The sequence below is a fragment of the Bacteroides sp. Phil13 genome (genome assembly GCF_001940965.1).
GTDB lineage: Bacteria > Bacteroidota > Bacteroidia > Bacteroidales > Bacteroidaceae > Bacteroides > Bacteroides intestinalis.
The window spans coordinates 1-19,423 of the sequence record NZ_MSHA01000085.1 but is presented as its reverse complement, the minus strand read 5'-3'; the positions used below and the strand labels follow the sequence as shown (position 1 = coordinate 19,423).

The window sequence follows — 19,423 nt, the reverse complement described above, 5'->3', positions numbered from 1 at the left end:
AATTCTTCATTGATTAGACCTCTTCTTCTTCGTAGGTCTGATAAAGAAAATCGTTATAAGGGTACTTCTGTACATGCAATTCTTTTACACGCGCATAAACTACACTCTTCAGTTCCTCTAAATTGATCTTCTCGCGGGCAGAGATAAAGAGGCAATTATCCTCCATCTTTGCCATCCAAGTCTTCATCAGTTCCTCGAGTGTCAAGTTTTCCTTTGTTCTGGGGGTAAGGTCGTCAGCCGCTTTCTCCACATAGGTGTAAGCGTCTATTTTATTAAAAACAAGTATCATAGGCTTACCGGATGCACCGATATCTGCCAGAGTTTTATTGACTACTTCTATTTGTTCTTCAAAATCAGGATGTGAAATATCCACAATGTGCAACAGCAAATCCGCCTCGCGCACTTCGTCCAGAGTTGATTTAAAAGAATCGACCAAGTCTGTCGGCAACTTACGTATGAAACCAACCGTATCTGAAAGCAAGAACGGCAGATTATCAATAATCACCTTACGCACCGTAGTATCCAATGTCGCAAACAGCTTGTTTTCTGCAAAGACTTCACTCTTCGCCAGCAGATTCATCAATGTAGATTTACCCACATTGGTATATCCCACTAATGCCGCACGAATCATGCGTCCTCGATTCTTCCGCTGAGTTGCCTTCTGCTTATCAATCTCTGCCAAGCGCTCTTTCAGCAATGACATACGGTTCAAGATGATACGACGGTCCATTTCCAACTGCGTTTCACCCGGACCACGAAGTCCCACGGAACCTTTACCGCCACCGGCGCCGGAACCACCACCTTGGCGTTCCAAGTGAGTCCACAAACGTTGCAAGCGGGGAAGCATGTATTTATACTGTGCCAGTTCCACCTGCGTCTTTGCATTGGCTGTCTGTGCGCGCATGGCAAATATGTCGAGAATAAGCGAAGTACGATCTAATATCTTGATCTTCAACTCCGCTTCAATATTACGTATTTGTTTCGCAGAGAGTTCATCATCGAAAATCACCATACCGATTTCCCGCTCGGCTTCCTCTTCGCTCCGGATATATTCTTTTATTTCTTCCAGTTTACCCTTGCCGACGTAAGTCACAGAATGTGCCTGATCCAGCTTCTGAGTAAATCGTTTCACTACTTCCGCCCCGGCTGTCTCAGCCAAGAATTCCAGTTCATCGAGGTATTCGTTTGTCTTACGTTCATCCTGCATTTTCGTAATGAGACCAACCAATACCGCCGTTTCTGCCTGTACTTCGGAGATTACAAATTCTTTCATTTACTATACCTATTTATTAAATATTGGGCGACAAATATAATTATTTTTGTAGAATTCCTTCTGCTATTTTCTCATTTAATTCTGGAACAATGTCTTTATAATCAGCACGACGACCACATGCATGTATTTCCAATAAAGGATATTTATCAAGAATATGTGACATCAAATCGTCCATGGAAGGTGCTGTGGGCAACTGGCTATACTCTTCATATGTATAGGTAAGAAAAGCCACATTAGGACCTATTCCTTTATTATCCAACAAGTAGCCTTTATTCAAAACAGTAGGCAGACGCAATCCATTACCCATTTTCAGATCCCCGGGTGCGGGATAGGATAAGATACGTGTACGAGCCTCATCCATTATCACCGGTACCCGATGTAAATAATCAGCCTTTGTCTTATAGACATAGACTATTGGCGAAGTAGAGGCTGGACTCCCCCCTGTCAGTTGTGGAGTAATCGCCACAGAATTCATTTCTATCTTTTGCATATCCGATGTAACCGTTGTTTCTTTTTTCGCAGAGCGACAACCTGCCAATAGTACAAGTAAGGTCGCTATTACAACATTAATTTCCTTTTTCATTTTAAAAACTTACATTGTTGACTTCCCTTATCTGTTATAACCTGCAATATATATACTCCCGCAGGATATTCCCGACAAGAGAAAATTATAGTATCTTTTCCTTCAGACAATATTTGTCTCAATAAACACCCATTTACATCATATACATTCAACGTATGGGAATTCTCCGGCAAATGGGCAATCACAGTTCCTTGTTGCTTATCACAATGAACAGTAAACCGGGTTTCTTGTTCGGTCTCGATTATTGGGGTAGGATCAGTTTTAACGATAATCTCATTCGTAGTATCAGAACCACCACGAACAATTTTCCAATCAGCATCATTTGTTCCTTTGTAAACTGCAACAATACGATCACCGGGCTGTGGAGACAATGAGATTTTACAAGGGAACGTAAAAGCCATACCACTATACGTATTCATGCTTGGAATAGATGAAGTACCTGATATAAGTTCCCTAACATTCTGATTCTTATCAACTATGGCTAAAGCTACTTTCCCAGAAAACGGAATTAATCCGAGATTCCAGAAGAAGCCGCATTTCACTGTAAAATTAGTATTTACATTAAACTGTGTTTCAGAAGTCATCAAACCGGAATAAGATTCTCCACTGCCAGTTTTTCCGGCAAGCATCCCCAGCAAAGTCTGATAGTTTGAATTTCCTTTTGCCGGCTTTAGCCCAAACAAAGCATCTTGGTTCGCAATGAAACCACCGCCTGTACTACCTCCTGCCCCCTGATCATCCGGATTTAAAGCGGAAATCAGAAAGAAACCATTGCTATGCCCACTCCATCCCCAATTTACTCTGAAATAATTCTCTGTTGTGTATGCATCCAGTATAAACTGATGCCCTTCATTACTAAGAGTAGCTCCACCATAAAGTACAGGACCTACTGTCATTATTTCATTTTCCAACATTTGTATCCATTCTGTATCCGAGTACCATTCGCGACGAAGACACAACATACTTTTATCGTACTTCATATACTCAGCCAGTCCACGGACTGCTGTCAATGTAGCAGCACCGGTACCACCGGCAGAAGCTATATTGAACTCAGCCTGAGCCATAACACCACAATCGTACATCAAAGTTGCAACTTCATTTTCGGTGACTTCTGAAGAATTCCAATCATATTCAAGTGGCATATTATTCCACGCATAAGTATTGCCTAATGTCCTTTCTGGCACTGTCTGGGAAATTTCTCTTCCATTTATATGTGCTGTATAATTGTAAGCCGGAAGAGTTCCCGTACCCACATCCGGCCATTCGTAATATCTCATAAGTATGGCTACAGCCGTTGCAACACAACCTGTTACAGTTCGAATGCGATTAATTTCAGGACAAAGGAAGTTATAGGGACTTAACTGATCCCACTTTGCCGTTTCATATTGTTTCACCACGTCTCCCGTAGTCATGTCCGACACTCCTCTCCATGCTTTGGATACAACATCGGAAACATTCAGTCCTGTCTCTCTGGCTCTATTGATCTGCTCTCTCAACCCATTCATCCAACTTTTCAAATTAGAAGGCATCCCATCTACCACAAAGTTATCCGTAAAAGAATACCCCAATACGGGCATAGCCACATCATCTCCGGCAATAATAACAAAGCCTTTCCGATCGGTATTATTAAAAACATAGAAAGCCGGAAGATTCCCTGTGCTACGAGTACTCAGATCTTCTCCATCCCAAACTAATTGCAGCTGTGGTGATACAGAAGTGTTACGGGTTTGAACATTCGTTTTAAAGAAATCGGCAGCTAAAGCATGAGCCTGCTCTGCTGTTACATTATCAGCAAGAAGCCGACTTGTAAGAAGAATTAATAGAAAGAGTAGTGTACACCTCATATAGTTAGGGGTTAGTTGTTTTAGTAGCACCTCAACAAATGACACAAATCACTATCTTGTTGTTCATTAGAAAGACAAAATTACTGAAATATATGGTTCGTCAGATGATTTTGAATACTTTTTTTGATGATCCTATCGCAAATGAACGTTTTAGAGTGAAAATCGTTCATTAGAATATAAAAAACAAGGCCATCCTAAGTTAATAGTATAGCCTCGCCCTTCATACTATAAATATATAGTCTAACGTTTCATAAACTTGCTCTTGTATACCTTACCATCAGCCGACTGTAATACTACAATATAGTAACCTGCGGTCAACCCTCTTACTGGTATGGAATATTCTTTTTTATCTCCGAACTCTTTTTGCTGTATCATCTGTTGTCCGGACAGATTATAGACAGAGATCATTTGGACAGCATTAGAAGTACGGATATTAAGAATATCGTCTACTGGTTGTTGACAGACAACTAACTCGTCTTTATCAGCCACTTCATCTTCAATACCGGTAGCTGGTCCTACAGAGAAAGAAAGATAACGAACTGGCGTAGGGTTCCCACTTGCATCAGGTTTAAACAAACCAACCGTATGATCCCCTACACCTACACTCAAAGGAATTTCCATAACAAGATTAACTGCCTGCCCTACTTCCACAAATACATTTTGATAGTGCACACTAGACGCATACTGATCATCATACTGAAAAATAGCCACTGTTAATGTCCCAGCATATACATTTCCATTGCCAGATAATGAAAGATTAGCCAACAGTTTTAGATTCTCCCCCACTTGAAGCTGCGTTTTCTCCAGACGGGGTTGACTGACTTTTAAATCGGCAGCTCCATAGGCTTCCTTTATGGTTACCGGAGTTAACTCACCGATGGCATACGTAGCTCCTCCCCAATCCATGCAGGGACAAATATAATAATCTCCGGCAGGAATATTGGTAGTCACGCCGTTCTCTGTAACAGCCAAATCTCCGGATACAGCCAATTCTCTATTCACCGTGCCCGGCTTTATTTCAACCTGTACATCTCCGACTATCGCTACAAAGTTCTGTTCTTTATCAGCTTTAAAAAGTGCAACACCCACTAAACCATAATATTCATCCGATGTACTTTTATTAGAAACCAACATTTTGAAATCTCCCTTGAGACCACTATACAAATTATGTACTAATTCCACATTTACTTCTATGTCTTCTCTATAACTAAGATTACCACTAAACAGAGTCAAAGTACATTTATTACCAGCCACAACAAGAATGAGTTGTGCTTCAGAACCTACGTAACCACGCACACGGCTCCATGTTGCTTCGCGCTCATCTTTGGTAGCTGCATATACAGAATAAGTTCCATCAGCAAAATCATTGGGTATTTTCAGATTAGAAAGAACAAGAGTATTATATCCTTCATACGTATTTATCATCGTAGCCAAAGCAATCTGCCCTAATATTGACTGCTTACCATCTTTTTCTGCTATCACTGCCAATTTACTATTCTTGCATGCCATACTCATATTGAATATCTTAGTAATCGTCAGTTTAAACACGTCTCCCTTATCAATTTCTTCTTTATTTACTTCCAACTCCGTCATATAAAAATGAGAAGTAAAGTTTGAAGTAGCAATAGGTGGCTGTATCCCCAGATACATTCCTTGGCCTCTCGTAAATCCTCCTCCTAGATTACTTCCACCACCAATACCGGGAGAATCAGGATTCAGAGAAGAAACCTCAAAGTACCCATTATTCATTCCACTCCATCCCCAATTGACATGAACCATATCCTGAGTATCATAACCATCAAAGACAAACGCATGTCCTCCATCATCCGATGAGCCAAAATAGTAGATAGGACGTCTCTCGTTTATTTCTGATTTAATCAGATTCATCCATTCGGCAGAAGTAAAATATTGACGATATACCAATCCCAAATTACCATCATACCCAAAGTAGTCAATTAATGCTTGGCCTACCTGATATGAATAAGCTCCTGAACTATAAGGTGAATACTGCATATCAACCGCCACACCGCAGGCCGACATTAATTGAGCAACAGCGTCAGCCTGTTCGGCAGTATAAGTTCCAGAATATTGCGGAAGCATATTATTCCAGTCAAAAGTAGTATTTCCATAATCAAAAGAACATTCAATTCCATTAGGAGCTTTATAAGAATGAGTACCTTTTCCTTTTACTGGGTATTCATGATATTTCAAAATCATAGCCATTGCCGTAGCTACACATCCCGTCACACAGCGTTCTCCCTGATAAAGGGGACAGGTATTATTGTACGGTGCACTTTGATCCCAACATATACTTCCCAGCAAAGGAGATACAGATGCCGGAAAACTTGTTTTAGTAAGTAATTTAGGTTCAGTAACTGCTTTTTCGCCATTACCCAGTTCAGCATAGGCAGCATTATATAATTCCAACCACCCAAGTATATTTACCGGTAAGTTTTCAGTTATGAAACTCCCATTATCCGAATAACCCAACACAGGTTTCATACGGTCATCACCGGATACTATGACATAGGCAGACTGCTCATAGTTATAAATATAAAAAGCTGTTCCTTCCACGCTACGGGTAGATACAGATTTTAGCAAATCATTGGAAACTGTCACCAACTGAATATCACCAGCATTACGGGTTACAGCCCCGGATGACTGCATAAAGAAAGAACGGGCAATAGAAAGAGCTTCTTCCGGAGAGCGCTGGGCTGTCCATGCTGTTAAGCTACACAGAAGAACCAAAAACAGGAGTAGTAATTTCTTCATAGGCATCATTTATTAGAATAATTAAAAGAAAATTGCAAATTTACTGAAATTCGATACATTGCAAATATTTTCATCTACTATTTTGTATATTAACAAAGACAAGAGTGTATTAAAAAAAGCACCCCAAAGGCGATATCGACATTTGGGGTGCATATTTCTAATACTCAATAAGTAATTTTTATATTAATGCTTCTTACTTAATCATTAATTCTGAACAGGTGTCGGCGGAATCGCTGCTTCATTATTATCTGCAGGAGTAATAGCTTTATTTACTGCAGTTTCACATTCAGGAATTGTATAGATCAAAAGTGGGGATTCAGCAGCAATATCTGCAAATGTACTACCTGCTGGGAAATTAGTGCCAATACGCTTAATTGGTTTCTTCAAACGCAAAACATCAAATAATGAGAACCCTTCGCCCCATAATTCAATACGACGTTGGAACCATATCTCATCTATAAATTCGTCTAAATTAGTTGCATTGCAAATATACGTAGCATCACGATACCCCTTTACAAAAGCCTCCAATTTCTGTTTACCGGCAGCAAGATTATCTCTACCAGTAGCTTCAGCCTCAATCAATAACATCTCCTCAACACGCATTAAAGGCCAGTCTTGTGCATTGTCAGAATTAGCTATCTGCCCTCCTTCAGGACCAAACTTAACATTTACATATGGAGAGAATATTGTTGAACCAAAAAGTCCATTTGCCCATCCGTAAGCATTCTGAGCTCCATACGCATTAACCAAAGCATCCGAATGAAGCTGATCATCCACCCACCATGCCTTACGAACATCAGACGCTGATATCTCTGCCCATAATTTGTTATTAATAGCCCTAAATGACACGTCTGTAGCACTGGCTGCAGTAGTATATCCCATACCTGTAAGTGAACAAAGATGAGAAGCCCAATTTACAATACCAGTTTTCACGACTCCATCTTCTGAAGTAATCACAATCCCCCAAATCCAAGAAGCATCACTGGCATCATAAAATCTAGGAACACTAACTTCTTCCATAGAGTAAGGACGAGCACCTGCACATGCTTTAGCAGCATCTGAAGCTGCAGCAGCCCAATTACCCATTAATAAATTAGTACGCGCACGAAGTCCATAAGCAACTTCTGCCGTTATTTGTGCTTTATCCTTACGAGTAACAGGATTTTCTGCCAAATAAGAAATTGCAGTATTCAAATCAGACATAATTTGAGTATAAACTTGCTCTACTGTTGCACGAGGATTGTTTAATTTCTCATCATCTGTCATTGTATCCAGAACCAAAGGTACACCTTTTGCTGATTCATGACCAATATAAGTAAACTGATAAGTCTGGATCAGTTGTAAATAATCGAATGCACGTGAAGCTAATGCCTGCCCAAAGTAATTCTTTACTTTAGCAGTACGTTTATCTTCAGGGAAAGCAGCCGACAATGTTGCAATACAGTCATTTGCTGTTTTCAGATGGTTATAGTAATTCTTCCAGATAAACTCATTAAAAACAGAAGTAGTTATACGGTCTCTGAACTTCTGCTGGGATATATATTTATTGTAACCAATAGCATCATTCTTGCAAGTCATATCCTGCCCTGCCTGATCGTAAATCATACATATAGCCGGGAAACCATAGTCAAAATGATAACCGGTAGAGTTAGGATTACCCAATGTTCCTAAAACATTCAATCCACTTTTTAAACCATTCAATTCAGACTCAATACGTTCCGGAATCATGGAGATAACTTCATCTTTTTGGTCTTGCGTCATGGTCGAGCCTTCAGGATACTTATCCAGATCACACGCAGCCATTACAAAAACAGATGAAAGTAACAATATACTCTTATTTATTTTCATATTTTCTTGCTTTTTAAAGGGGTTAGAAAGAAAGGGTTATACCACCAGAAATAGTTCGTATCGGAGAATACACATCAGCACTTGATGCTGTATAGCTCTGACGAGGATCCAATCCTTTTCGTGCACTGAACAAAGCAACATTGTCAGCAGCCATATATATACGCATAGAACTGATTAACATTTTGCGGGTCCAGTTTTTAGGTAATGTATACCCTACCGTAATATTATTAATACTTAGATAATCCGAGCTTGTCAGGAAACGGTCTGACAAAGAATTGGCATACTGCGCAAATACGTTGATCTGCGGAATATTACTTGTCTTATTTTCCGGAGTCCATGCATTCAGAATATCTTTATGCCAGTTCTGTCCAGGATCATCACCTGCATGCATCAAGGATACATACCCATTATCATACACGCGACCACCTAATTGATAAGCCAATGAAATAGCAAAATCAAATCCATAAACATTCAAACGAGTACCAAATCCACCATATACTTTCGGAAGAATATCACCCGTTGCATGGCGAGTTGCATCTGACCAATTCTGAGTCTTTTCCTGACCAGTAACATTACCGTTCGCATCTGTTATATCTTTATAGTAAAGAGCAACTCCCGTTTCCTCATCTACACCTGCATATTTACGCAAATAGAATTGATACATAGACTCCCCCTCCTGATAAATACGGCTACCATCAATCAATTCGCCATTCAAATCAGGATGCAGTTTCTGGATTTTATTCTTAAAATGAGTCAAGTTGAAGTTTACACTCCACGTAATATCATTAGTACGGATAATATCACCATTCAAGTCAAGTTCAACACCACGATTAATCATAGAACCTACATTCATTGGAATTGCAGAATAGCCTACTGACGGATTAACTGGTTTGTTATACAACATATCCGTAGTCTTACGGCTAAAATATTCGATCGTACCGTTCAAACGTTGGTCAAAGAATTCGAAATCAAAACCAGTATTGAAGCTATGAGACGTTTCCCAAGTGATATTCTTATTACCTTTATATGCAAGAGAAACAGAGAAATCATCATTACTATTAGATACAGAGTACTGATCTTGATAAGCATAATAATTACCAATATTATCATTGCCTTGTACACCATAACTAGCCTTAAACTTCAACATGTCAATCCATGTTAAATCACTCATGAAAGCCTCCTTATTCAGCAACCAGCTGGCACCTACAGACCAGAAATTTCCCCAACGGTGGTCAGGATGAAAGCGAGAAGAAGCATCACGACGATAAGAAGCACTTGCAAAATACTTACTATCATAATCATATTGGGCACGTGCTAAGAAACCCTGAGTTGCATAATTAGTAGTTGCAGAATAAACAGCTGGAGTCTTGATTGCATTATTTATTTCTATAATTGTAGGATTATACAATTTTTGCTTACTACCGGACAAATACTGAGATTTATAATTATAAGATTCAAATCCTGCTAACAAATCTATATTGTGTATCCCGAAATTATCCTTATAGGTAAGCAAATACTGTTGGTTTACACTGAAAGTACGAGAGTGCTCCATAGAAACAAGACCGCCAACACTTTCTGAAGCATACTGGCCATAATACGGGTTAACCAACTCTGAATAACGAGTATTATCCAAATCCATACCCCAGTTTCCAGTAGCTTTCAAACCTGGCATAAACTCAATTTCAACGAATCCTTTCGCACTAAGAATATCCATTAAGAATTCACGTTTATCCAACTGTAGTGAAGAAGCAGGGTTAGAATTGGACAAGAATGGACGATTCAAAGCCTCAGTCTTTCCATTCACCTGCCTGTTATACATACCATTACCATAGTCGTACATTGTATAACCACGGCTGTCCTGTTTAATGCTACCATCTGCATTACGAATATATAGAGGATAAATAGGAGCTATATTATTAGTAATATAAAACAAGTTCATACTACTTCCTGTCTTTGTTTGTTCATCAGGATAACGGCTCTTTACATTGGCATATGAGAAATTTGCACCTACTTTCAACCATTCTTGTACCTTATAGTCTGCTTTCAAACGAGTAGAGAGACGAGAATAACCAGAGCCCGGAATAATACCACTGTCATCCAGATAACCTGCTGACATATAGTAGGTCATCTTATCACTTGAACCACTAATACTAACATTATATTCCTGACGCAAATTACTATTATCAAACAATTCTTTTTCCCAATCATCTGGTGTTACATAATAATCACCATAAACAGAACCAATTTTAGCATTAGGGTTAATTTTACCATCCATACCAATTACATTTTCTCCATTCGGCGTTGTATATATAGGATATCCCAGATAGTCACTGCCAAAAATCAAGGCATTAACTAGGTTATTACCAGAAATCATCACAGAACCATCTCCTGCATAATCAACAATTTTATTGGGGTCACCACCTGCCCAGCCATTAAGCATTGCTTTATAATAGGTTTCAACATATTGATTAGCATTGGTCATAACGTCATAACTGGGAACCCCACGTCTATTTGTACCCCATTTTGCATCAACGTTAACAACTGCTTTTCCGGAAGCTCCCTTTTTAGTAGTTACCAAAATAACACCGTTCGCACCACGTGCACCATACAAAGCATTAGAAGCTGCATCTTTCAAAACTGTCATACTCTCAATATCCTGAGAGTTAATAGCAGAAATATCTCCATCATAAGGTACACCGTCTACTACATATAATGGATTATTACTGGCAGAAATCGAACCGATACCACGAATACGTACAGTAGACCCGGTACCCGGTTGGCCATTTCCGCTGGTTGTTTGTACACCAGCCACCTGACCTGAAAGTGCATTAGTTATATTAGAGACCTGACGCTCTGCCAACTTATCTGCTTTGATAGTTGAAGCAGAACCTGTAAATGCAGACTTCTTCGCGGTACCATAAGCAACCACCATTACTTCGTCAAGCATCTCAGCATCAGACTTCATAATAACCTTCACAGTAGGTTTAATACCCACTTCTTGTGCTTGCATTCCAATGTACGAAATCTGCAAAGTCTTCGCAGAACTACAATATAGCTATCGACCTAATTATAAGCGATTTACTAAAACAAAAAGAACCCATAAATCGAATATTTGTATATACTATTGTATTGATTATAAGACATATATATTAATATAATTATCATAATGATCTACCGTATATATCCTAATAATAAATCTAACTTACTAATTATTAAGCATATAAATAGAAACATAGTTGTAGTTTGCATTATTAATTTACAACTAAAAGTCTTTTAGATAGCATATTGTTGGAAAATAATTATCTATATAGCTGTAATCCAAAACAAAAACGGGAAGCATATCATTTAGAATATGCCTCCCGCTTTATGTGTAAGTTATTTACTATAAAGTCCACTATTTCTATCAGAACCAACTAAATCACAGAGAAGAAATATATTGAATTACCTGGATAATCCCCTCGTTATCATTCTTCAACTTATTTTTTTTCTGAAAGCTCATGATTTCTTTCTTTCGTTCAGGGAATATTTTTATAACTTCTTTTATTCTCCTAAAACGCTCACGTTTTCCATTTATTTCTATGGTGTATATAGTATATGGCTCCACTTTATAATTTTCTGGTAATTTCAACTGATACATTTCTCCACCCGTATTAAGAGAGGAAATATTATCAATAGCCGTTGTAGAAGAACTACCATAACCAATATTTTGAGCACCAATACTCAAACGACAGCGATAGGATGCATACAAAGGGTACTTTCCTGACAATAAAACTTCTTCAAAACTATTCCCTGAAGGAATAAAACTCCTCTTTTCGAAATAGATAGTATCAATTTGGTCAATAGGATGAAGAGCCATTTTCTTACCGTCAGAACCAGTATAGATCATTTCTTCAGTTGCCTTATTATAATTCAACTCTACTTTGTTAACTTTCTTATTTTTATAAACAATCTGCCCTTCTTGATATTCGGGAAAAACAAAATGTTTACCATTTTGCCCCCAAGCCAAAGTAGTGCTTACAAAACAACAGCACAATACAATTATCTTATTAGAAATAGACGCCATACTATTATTATTTTAAAATGATTTTTTGTTGATACGTCGTATCATTAGCTAAAGTAACAGAAACAATATAAACTCCAGAGGAAAGCTGTTGCAATGATATCGGTTGAGTTATATTATCCCATTTCAGAATACCTTTTCCAGAAAGGTCAGTAATAACAATATCCTTAATTAACTCATTGGAATGAATTATCAATGTTTTGCCTTCCAGATATATTTTGAAAGAACTTGTTTCTTGTTCTGATTCAACACCTGTGGTAGTGATATTAATATCAAAACTAAGTTTATCATTCTCAATAACCAAGTTTGTAATACGCAATCCTCCATCACTATCATCAGATAAGAAAGGTTTCGGATAGGTTTTATCCGTCATAACTGCTCCAGCGTTTGTTTGATAAGCAGCCTCATCTAAAAAACCATTTTCAACCAAGGAACCATAAGGGCGATAGATATAGACCTCATCAGGAGGACCATTCCGGTTACCATCAGACACAGTTGTATTGATTCTATAAATTAATAAACCGGATCTTGGAATGTTCTTTTCGTATTTTCCTTCTTTCTTTCTATATTCCAAAACATAGTACTCATTCGCATTGGATGAATTTATTTTGTAACAAGAGTTATCTGGGCCTTGAGAAAGGGGGACTAATGAATATCTGCCGGTAGTCGTAATTTCCGGAATTTCAGTAATCCAACTTTTACCTGCATACATCCACTTCATGTAGGCTCCCATATGACACCAGCCACTATTCATTAAATCCCAAGCACCAACAGGGTCTAGACTTTTACTTTCTTCACTGTAATGATATAAGTCCGGAGCTCCTAAAGCATGAAACATTTCATGGCAGAGGGTATTAACAGTTACTTGGTTTTCCGGTTGAAAAACATAATCCATTACACGCTTGCCATGTATATAGCATTCTTTTGTGTAAAGTGACCAACGGTGTGCCCATAATAGATCACTCCATCCGTCACTATTTCCTTGAACAACAAAACAGATATTATCAACATATCCGTCATTATCATTATCTATTTCATCTGGAGTAAACTCTTGTTCAATAATACTTCTCATTGCATCAACTGCATTCTGAACAAGATTATGTTCTCTCATTGTAGATTCTTCACTAGTTTTATATCCATCCGGATTAGTCGTTGCATTATAAGCCCGGTAGAAACCTCTGTTATGAAAATCTACATAACCCACATCATTAGCTTCTAAATCAGCATGAGGAAAGAAATGAGACTGGATAGTCAAATTATCATAAGAAACTTCTAAGTAATAATCCTTAAGGGAACCTGTAGAAGAGGTAGTACTATTAAAGCGGCTGTCGTATACACTTCTCTTTTTTGAGAAAGTAATAGCATCTTGGAAAGATATAAATATTACAATGTTATTCAAAGGCTTTTTATGAGAAGCATATTGAGGTTGAAATATTCCCCTTGTCCGCGATAAAGGTTGCAAACGTTCACGACGAACATCATATTTTTCTTTGGAAATTTTTAACCAAGGTTTGAGCTTTGTATCAACTATCGATGTTTTTCCTACTAAAAATGGTGAAGGAACCAATTCTCCCATATCATTTTTCTCAGCATAATAGCAGTAACCATCTTCTCCTTGCAATACTGTATAACCATCTTTGTCATGTACCCAATGGTAAAATTCATCCCCTGAAGCATACAGCGTTAATTGACTTCCATCAGGTTGAGTAACTGTTGTTTCAAGAAAGCTAAAAGGAGCAGCATACATCCAGCAGAAAATGTTGCACCAAAAACAAATCAAAAGTAATCTTTTCTTTATCATATTATTGATTTTAAACAAAATAAGGTCACCCTATCAAATAGGTGACCTTATTCTTAAATGACTATAAGGAAGGAATTATTTTGCTTTCGTAGCCACAACGCCATCCATAAGTAAGGTAAAGAAGCCACCAGATGCGCCTGTAGATGGATGAATTGCTTGGAATCCAAATCCATATTCAAACGTAATTACTCCATTCTCAAAAATTCCAGCTAAAGCACTCACTGTATATAAATCTTCTCCCTCTACATGAGTGGCCCTGAAGTAACGGTTCCATGCATCTGTAGGTTTCGGCATAGGACCTATATATTGATTATCTTTCATTACAACCACAATTTCCCCATCTACTTCTTCCACACTCATTTTGGCAAGAGTTCCATAACCAAAATTCACATTTAGTACATTCGTATCTTCATCGGAAGCGCTAATTACTGCTGGAACACTTACCGGAGTAACTTCATCGAAAGCAGAAATACCAGTTATATTATAAGTTCCGATTATAGCTGCCCACGGATGTTCGTCGTCTACAATCGTAACGAGAACACTATTTTGTTCAGATTCCAGTAATTTAGGAGATGTCGCTGAGATAATAATTTTGAAAGTCTTTTTTCCGGTAAAGACATCATTATCTATCGGTCTTACAATTACATTTTGTACTCCACAACCATCTTCAAAAACAATCTCTTTGTTTTCAATAACAAAGTCTGTTCCTTCAATGGCCGGACTACTTTCTCCTTCGGAAGAAGCTGTAAGGGTTACTGTTACTTTTCCACTTCCTTTAACCCCTGCTAAAGCAAGAGGAATTTGAAGGGGCTCGGTAGCATTTTCATCTACTGAAGCTGTCGTTGTCGGAAAACTTGCGTTAGAATCTGCCGCTCTGAATGATTGTGGTTCGTTATCATCACATGCAGCAAAAGTAAACAACAACCCGACAGCCAATATTAAATATGTCAATTTTTTCATTTGTTTCCGTTTTTAGAAATTAATACTTGTTTTGAATCATATTCTCATTAGCATCTATTTCGCTTTGTGGAATAGGCAGGAGATAGTAAGGACTGTCTGCAGATACTTCTTGAGCACCGGCTGGAGCACCTGTACCATCAGCTAAGAAACCTAGACCATCACGCTCCAAATCTTCATGTCTGCGCTTTAAGTCAAAGAAACGGTGGCCCTCAAATGCCAGTTCCAAACGTCTTTGTAACTGAATGGCTTTTTCCAAACTCTCACCACTTTCATTACCTGCTTCATAATCTGAATAACGTTTTGAGCGTACAATATTCAAGTCTGCTAAAGCAGGAGTATACTGCTTCAAATTGTAATTAGCTTCTGCACGAGTCAGGTACATTTCTGCAGTACGTATAAGGGGAATATCAACCAGACCGGCAGAAGCACCACCATTAGCCCATTTCCATACCATATTGCAATCACCACTTTCGCTGGTAACCATTTTGATAACAGAATTACGGCAGTCAGTGGTTGTATACAGTTCTCTTAATCCGCAAGAAACAGAATAATTACCTACATAGCTGGTTGTAGCACCTTGCCCCCAGCTGTTACCAGGTAGAATTCCATCATCTGATTTAAGTGCTATGCGGAATAAAACCTCAGGAACTGCCATACTGGTAGTATATACTTTGCTGAAACCTTGAGTATCTGCCATATCAGAGCCATCACCTGTAATAGCAGCTGTTGCATTTGTTACAGCTAATTGATTTTCACCCATTGTTAGATACACACGTGCCAAAATAGCACAAACAGATTTCTTATTTAAGCGATAATTGATTTTAGCATTGTAATCATCGCTCATCAATCCTTTCGCTCTTTCCAAATCTTCTACCAACCATGTATATACCTCTTTCACAGTATTACGTGCCGGAAAATCAGTTTCCGTATCTTTTTTATAAGTAACTCCTAAATCACTGTCAGAAGCCTGCTGATAGTTTCTACCATATAAACGTACCAGATCAAAATGTATCATGCCACGTAAAGCCAGACATTCAGCAAGTAGGTTGGCACCTAACTTTTTATCTGCTTCAGCTATTTCCATACCATCCAAACGGGTAATAACCTCATTGGCACCTAAAATACCATTATAAGCAGCAGACCACATACCAGTTACACCATATGTATCAGCGTAAAACTTGAAATCGGCAAATTCATTGTAAATCAAACGGCCGTCACGATTCAATGTTAGATTATCAGACATAACGTCTGGAACCATCAACATGAACTCGGTGGTATAAGATGCCGAACGAATTGATTCGTATACACTATTGGTTGTATTATCAAAGTCTTGCATAGACTCTAGCGCATTGTCACTATTCAGAGAGTCGTGAGGAGTGGTATCCAGAAAACCAGAACATCCGGTCAGTGACAAACTAAAAAGAGCAACTGCTGGTATTATTGTTTTTTTAATTAATTTCATACGAGTGTCTTTTTTGAAATTCATAAATAATAATTAGAAACCTATTTCAATACCGAACATGATCGTTCTGGAAGCCGGGTAGCTAAAGTCAAGAACACCACCTGTAGCACCTGCACCTGTACCTGCAGGTGAATCACCTACCTCAGGGTCAAGTCCTTTAAATCCTGTTACAGTAAACAGATTCAAACCTTGTGCAAAAAGTCGTAACTTCTCTACATGGGCTACCTTTAGCCATTGCTTCGGGAAAGTATATGCCAAGGTTAAGTTTCTCAAACGTAAGTATGAAGCATCTTCCAGATATCTGGTAGACTGATAAGAACTATTGTTGATACTTTGTTTGGGCACATTAGTTATATCTCCCGGATTTTTCCATTGGTCATACAGCATACTCTTATCTTGGTTATTACCATACTGTGCACCATCACTTTCCGTAAAGAAACGAATATGATTATAGATATAATTTCCACCAGAGAAGTAGAAATCTGCAGCTAATTCCCATCCTTTATATGACAGATTTGCACCAAAAGAACCAAAATATTTGGGGTCAGGAGTCTTACCATCCAAAACTACAGCGTCATTTGAATTGTAAGTATTGGTAATTCTGCCATCTGCAGTATAGTACAAAGCGTCACCATTGGCAGGATTTACTCCAGCCCAACGAACCATCTTATAGACATTGATAGGATAACCTTCTTTAATCAGGTTATTCCAACCAACAGAAATATCATTTCCCTTATATAATTTTTTGATTTCATTCTTATTTTGAGAAATCATTCCATTCAATGTCAGTTTCCAGTCATTGGTTCTGATAAGATCACCACTGATAGAGAGTTCATACCCTTTGTTCATCAATTCACCAACATTATCAATACGACTTGAGAACCCTGAAGTCATAGACAAACGAGTTGAAAGTAACAAATCGGTTGTTTTACGTTGGTAGACATCAAATGTAACGTTTAAACGTGAATCGAACAAAGAAGCATCCAAACCCACAGATGCCTGCATACTCTTTTCCCAAGATAAGTCAGGATTCGGTAAACGTGCAGGATAAGCAGTTGATGCACCATTATAGCTACCATAACCATATACACCTTGTGCAGCATAATCGCCAATGTTATTATTACCACTGGTACCTACACTACCACGAACTTTCAAACGAGTAAGCCAGCTTACATCTTGCAAGAATGATTCACGTTCCATGTTCCAGCCTAAACCTACAGCCCAGAACATACCATATTGGTTATCTGCTCCAAAACGTGAAGAACCATCCCAACGAATTGCTGCATCAATAATGTATTTACTATCATAAGTATAACCGGCAGTTGCCAGATATGAAAGCATTCTCCAATCAGTAGTATTTCCTGCTACATCTTTATCTGTTGCTCCAACTGAAATAGCATCCAATTTACCAGTTGCAAAACCACTAACAGAAGCTGTCAGTGTACGGTAATGGCTGGATTGAGCTTCCATTGCAGCTGCAGCTTTTACTTCATGAACATCATTAAAAGTTTTGTCATAACTCAACATATTGGTCCATACCCAAGTAGAACGTTGTTGAATACGATCGTTACGATAACCATAAGGTGAACCTAAAATCTGTGATAATTGAGATTCCGGTTTATTAAATTGGTAGTTTTGATATTGAGTAAAATCTACACCTGCTACCGTTGTATATTTGAGCTGATCCCAAATTCTCCATTCCAAATTGAAAGCTGCAATAATTTTAAGTTTACTTAAGCTTGCAGGATTATTTGCAATATTCTCAAAAATATTAATTTGATTACCAGCAACCTTCATGTCAGTATTATAGCTACCATCTTCGTTATAAGGAGCATCATAAGGATTAGCGTTAAAGATATAGTTGAACGGATTCAAAGCATTACGGTCTGTTCTTAGCAAACCTTCCTTGGAAATACCTGCAGAAGAATTAAAGCCAATTTTCACTACATCTTTAATTTTATGCTCAAGATTAGCACGCAATGTACTTCTTCTAAGGTAAGAACCAGGTACTATAGCATCCTGATCAAAATATTGGCCTGATAAATAGAAACGAGTAGCGTCAGTACCTCCTGCCACATTCAATTCATAAGACTGTGTAGTACCGGTACGGAAAATTTCATCAGCCCAATTTGTATTTTTAGCAGCAGCAATTTCAGCATCAGTCATTGCTCCACCATTAGCTCCGCCAGATGAACCGCGGCCAATACCTAGCTGACGTTCATAAGTAAGCTTTTCTTGTGCATTCATCATTGTAAAATCACTATCAGATAAGGTTCTGGTAGAAATTCCAAAGATGGCTTTTAAGTCAATTGTAGTTTTACCACTTTGACCTTTCTTGGTTGTGATAAGAATAACACCATTAGAGCCCCTGGAACCATATATTGCGGTTGCAGATGCATCTTTCAATACAGACATATATTCAATATCATTCGAGTTTAGTGCTGCAAAATCTGCAGAAGAAACAGGTACACCATCGATTACGAATAGTGGATCACTACCGGCAGATATAGAACTTGTACCACGAATCTTAATATTAGCACTTGCTCCCGGACGTCCAGTTGCAGCAGTTACTTGCACACCTGCTGCTTTACCTTGCAATGCTTGGTCTACACTGTTTACCGGTACTTTTGACAACTGATCAGCTTTTACTATTTCAACAGAACCGGTTAACGAACTCTTTTTTGCAGCACCATAAGCCACTACTACTACTTCATCAAGCATAGCAGCATCTGCCTTAAGCACGATCTTTAGATTGCGTTTAATTGCCACTTCTTGTGTCTGCATACCAATGTACGAAACCTGCAAAGTCTTCGCAGAACT

Annotated in this window: 10 protein-coding genes and 1 pseudogene; all 11 read right to left on the bottom strand. The window is 38.3% G+C overall.

From position 1 onward, the window contains the following. Positions 1–13 precede the first annotated feature (13 nt). Positions 14–1,273 (bottom strand): GTPase HflX, encoded by a 1,260-nt coding sequence (gene hflX / locus BWI44_RS16395; RefSeq protein WP_007667314.1) that lies wholly within the window; start codon positions 1,271–1,273, stop codon positions 14–16. Between the two features lie 40 nt (positions 1,274–1,313). After that, positions 1,314–1,856: a hypothetical protein gene (locus tag BWI44_RS16390; protein WP_138293181.1), complete on the bottom strand. Its 543-nt coding sequence runs from the start codon at positions 1,854–1,856 to the stop codon at positions 1,314–1,316. Beyond that, positions 1,853–3,700: a C10 family peptidase gene (locus BWI44_RS16385; RefSeq protein ID WP_195209769.1), complete on the bottom strand. Its 1,848-nt coding sequence runs from the start codon at positions 3,698–3,700 to the stop codon at positions 1,853–1,855. Before BWI44_RS16385 ends, BWI44_RS16390 begins: the two co-directional genes overlap by 4 nt. 240 nt (positions 3,701–3,940) lie before the next feature. Continuing rightward, the gene (locus tag BWI44_RS16380) at positions 3,941–6,472 is read right to left on the bottom strand and encodes a C10 family peptidase (RefSeq protein ID WP_229036236.1); all 2,532 of its coding nucleotides are present in this window, start codon (positions 6,470–6,472) and stop codon (positions 3,941–3,943) included. A gap of 204 nt (positions 6,473–6,676) precedes the next feature. Next, positions 6,677–8,320, bottom strand: coding sequence for a RagB/SusD family nutrient uptake outer membrane protein (locus BWI44_RS16375; protein WP_138293184.1), 1,644 nt, complete (start codon positions 8,318–8,320; stop codon positions 6,677–6,679). Between the two features lie 22 nt (positions 8,321–8,342). Further along, positions 8,343–11,366: pseudogene (locus tag BWI44_RS16370) on the bottom strand (SusC/RagA family TonB-linked outer membrane protein); the annotation flags it as partial. Positions 11,367–11,738: 372 nt separating this feature from the next. Continuing rightward, complete coding sequence (locus tag BWI44_RS16365) at positions 11,739–12,383, bottom strand: hypothetical protein (protein WP_117692462.1); 645 nt, start codon at positions 12,381–12,383, stop codon at positions 11,739–11,741. Positions 12,384–12,390: 7 nt separating this feature from the next. After that, the gene (locus BWI44_RS16360; protein WP_229036234.1) at positions 12,391–14,181 is read right to left on the bottom strand and encodes a M6 family metalloprotease domain-containing protein; all 1,791 of its coding nucleotides are present in this window, start codon (positions 14,179–14,181) and stop codon (positions 12,391–12,393) included. A 75-nt stretch (positions 14,182–14,256) separates the two neighbouring features. Further along, entirely contained in the window at positions 14,257–15,141 is an 885-nt protein-coding gene (locus BWI44_RS16355) for a Calx-beta domain-containing protein (protein WP_195209766.1), read from the bottom strand. A gap of 19 nt (positions 15,142–15,160) precedes the next feature. Continuing rightward, entirely contained in the window at positions 15,161–16,603 is a 1,443-nt protein-coding gene (locus BWI44_RS16350) for a RagB/SusD family nutrient uptake outer membrane protein (RefSeq protein WP_117692472.1), read from the bottom strand. Positions 16,604–16,636: 33 nt separating this feature from the next. Next, positions 16,637–19,423 (bottom strand): SusC/RagA family TonB-linked outer membrane protein (locus tag BWI44_RS16345; protein ID WP_044155420.1); only part of this gene is annotated, 2,787 nt, incomplete at its 5' end.

Bases quoted from the DNA above. Each gene is read 5' to 3' on its own strand.
- hflX (WP_007667314.1), bottom strand. From the start codon at position 1,273: ATGAAAGAATTTGTAATCTCCGAAGTACAGGCAGAAACGGCGGTATTG.
- BWI44_RS16390 (WP_138293181.1), bottom strand. From the start codon at position 1,856: ATGAAAAAGGAAATTAATGTTGTAATAGCGACCTTACTTGTACTATTG.
- BWI44_RS16385 (WP_195209769.1), bottom strand. From the start codon at position 3,700: ATGAGGTGTACACTACTCTTTCTATTAATTCTTCTTACAAGTCGGCTT.
- BWI44_RS16380 (WP_229036236.1), bottom strand. From the start codon at position 6,472: ATGAAGAAATTACTACTCCTGTTTTTGGTTCTTCTGTGTAGCTTAACA.
- BWI44_RS16375 (WP_138293184.1), bottom strand. From the start codon at position 8,320: ATGAAAATAAATAAGAGTATATTGTTACTTTCATCTGTTTTTGTAATG.
- BWI44_RS16365 (WP_117692462.1), bottom strand. From the start codon at position 12,383: ATGGCGTCTATTTCTAATAAGATAATTGTATTGTGCTGTTGTTTTGTA.
- BWI44_RS16360 (WP_229036234.1), bottom strand. From the start codon at position 14,181: ATGATAAAGAAAAGATTACTTTTGATTTGTTTTTGGTGCAACATTTTC.
- BWI44_RS16355 (WP_195209766.1), bottom strand. From the start codon at position 15,141: ATGAAAAAATTGACATATTTAATATTGGCTGTCGGGTTGTTGTTTACT.
- BWI44_RS16350 (WP_117692472.1), bottom strand. From the start codon at position 16,603: ATGAAATTAATTAAAAAAACAATAATACCAGCAGTTGCTCTTTTTAGT.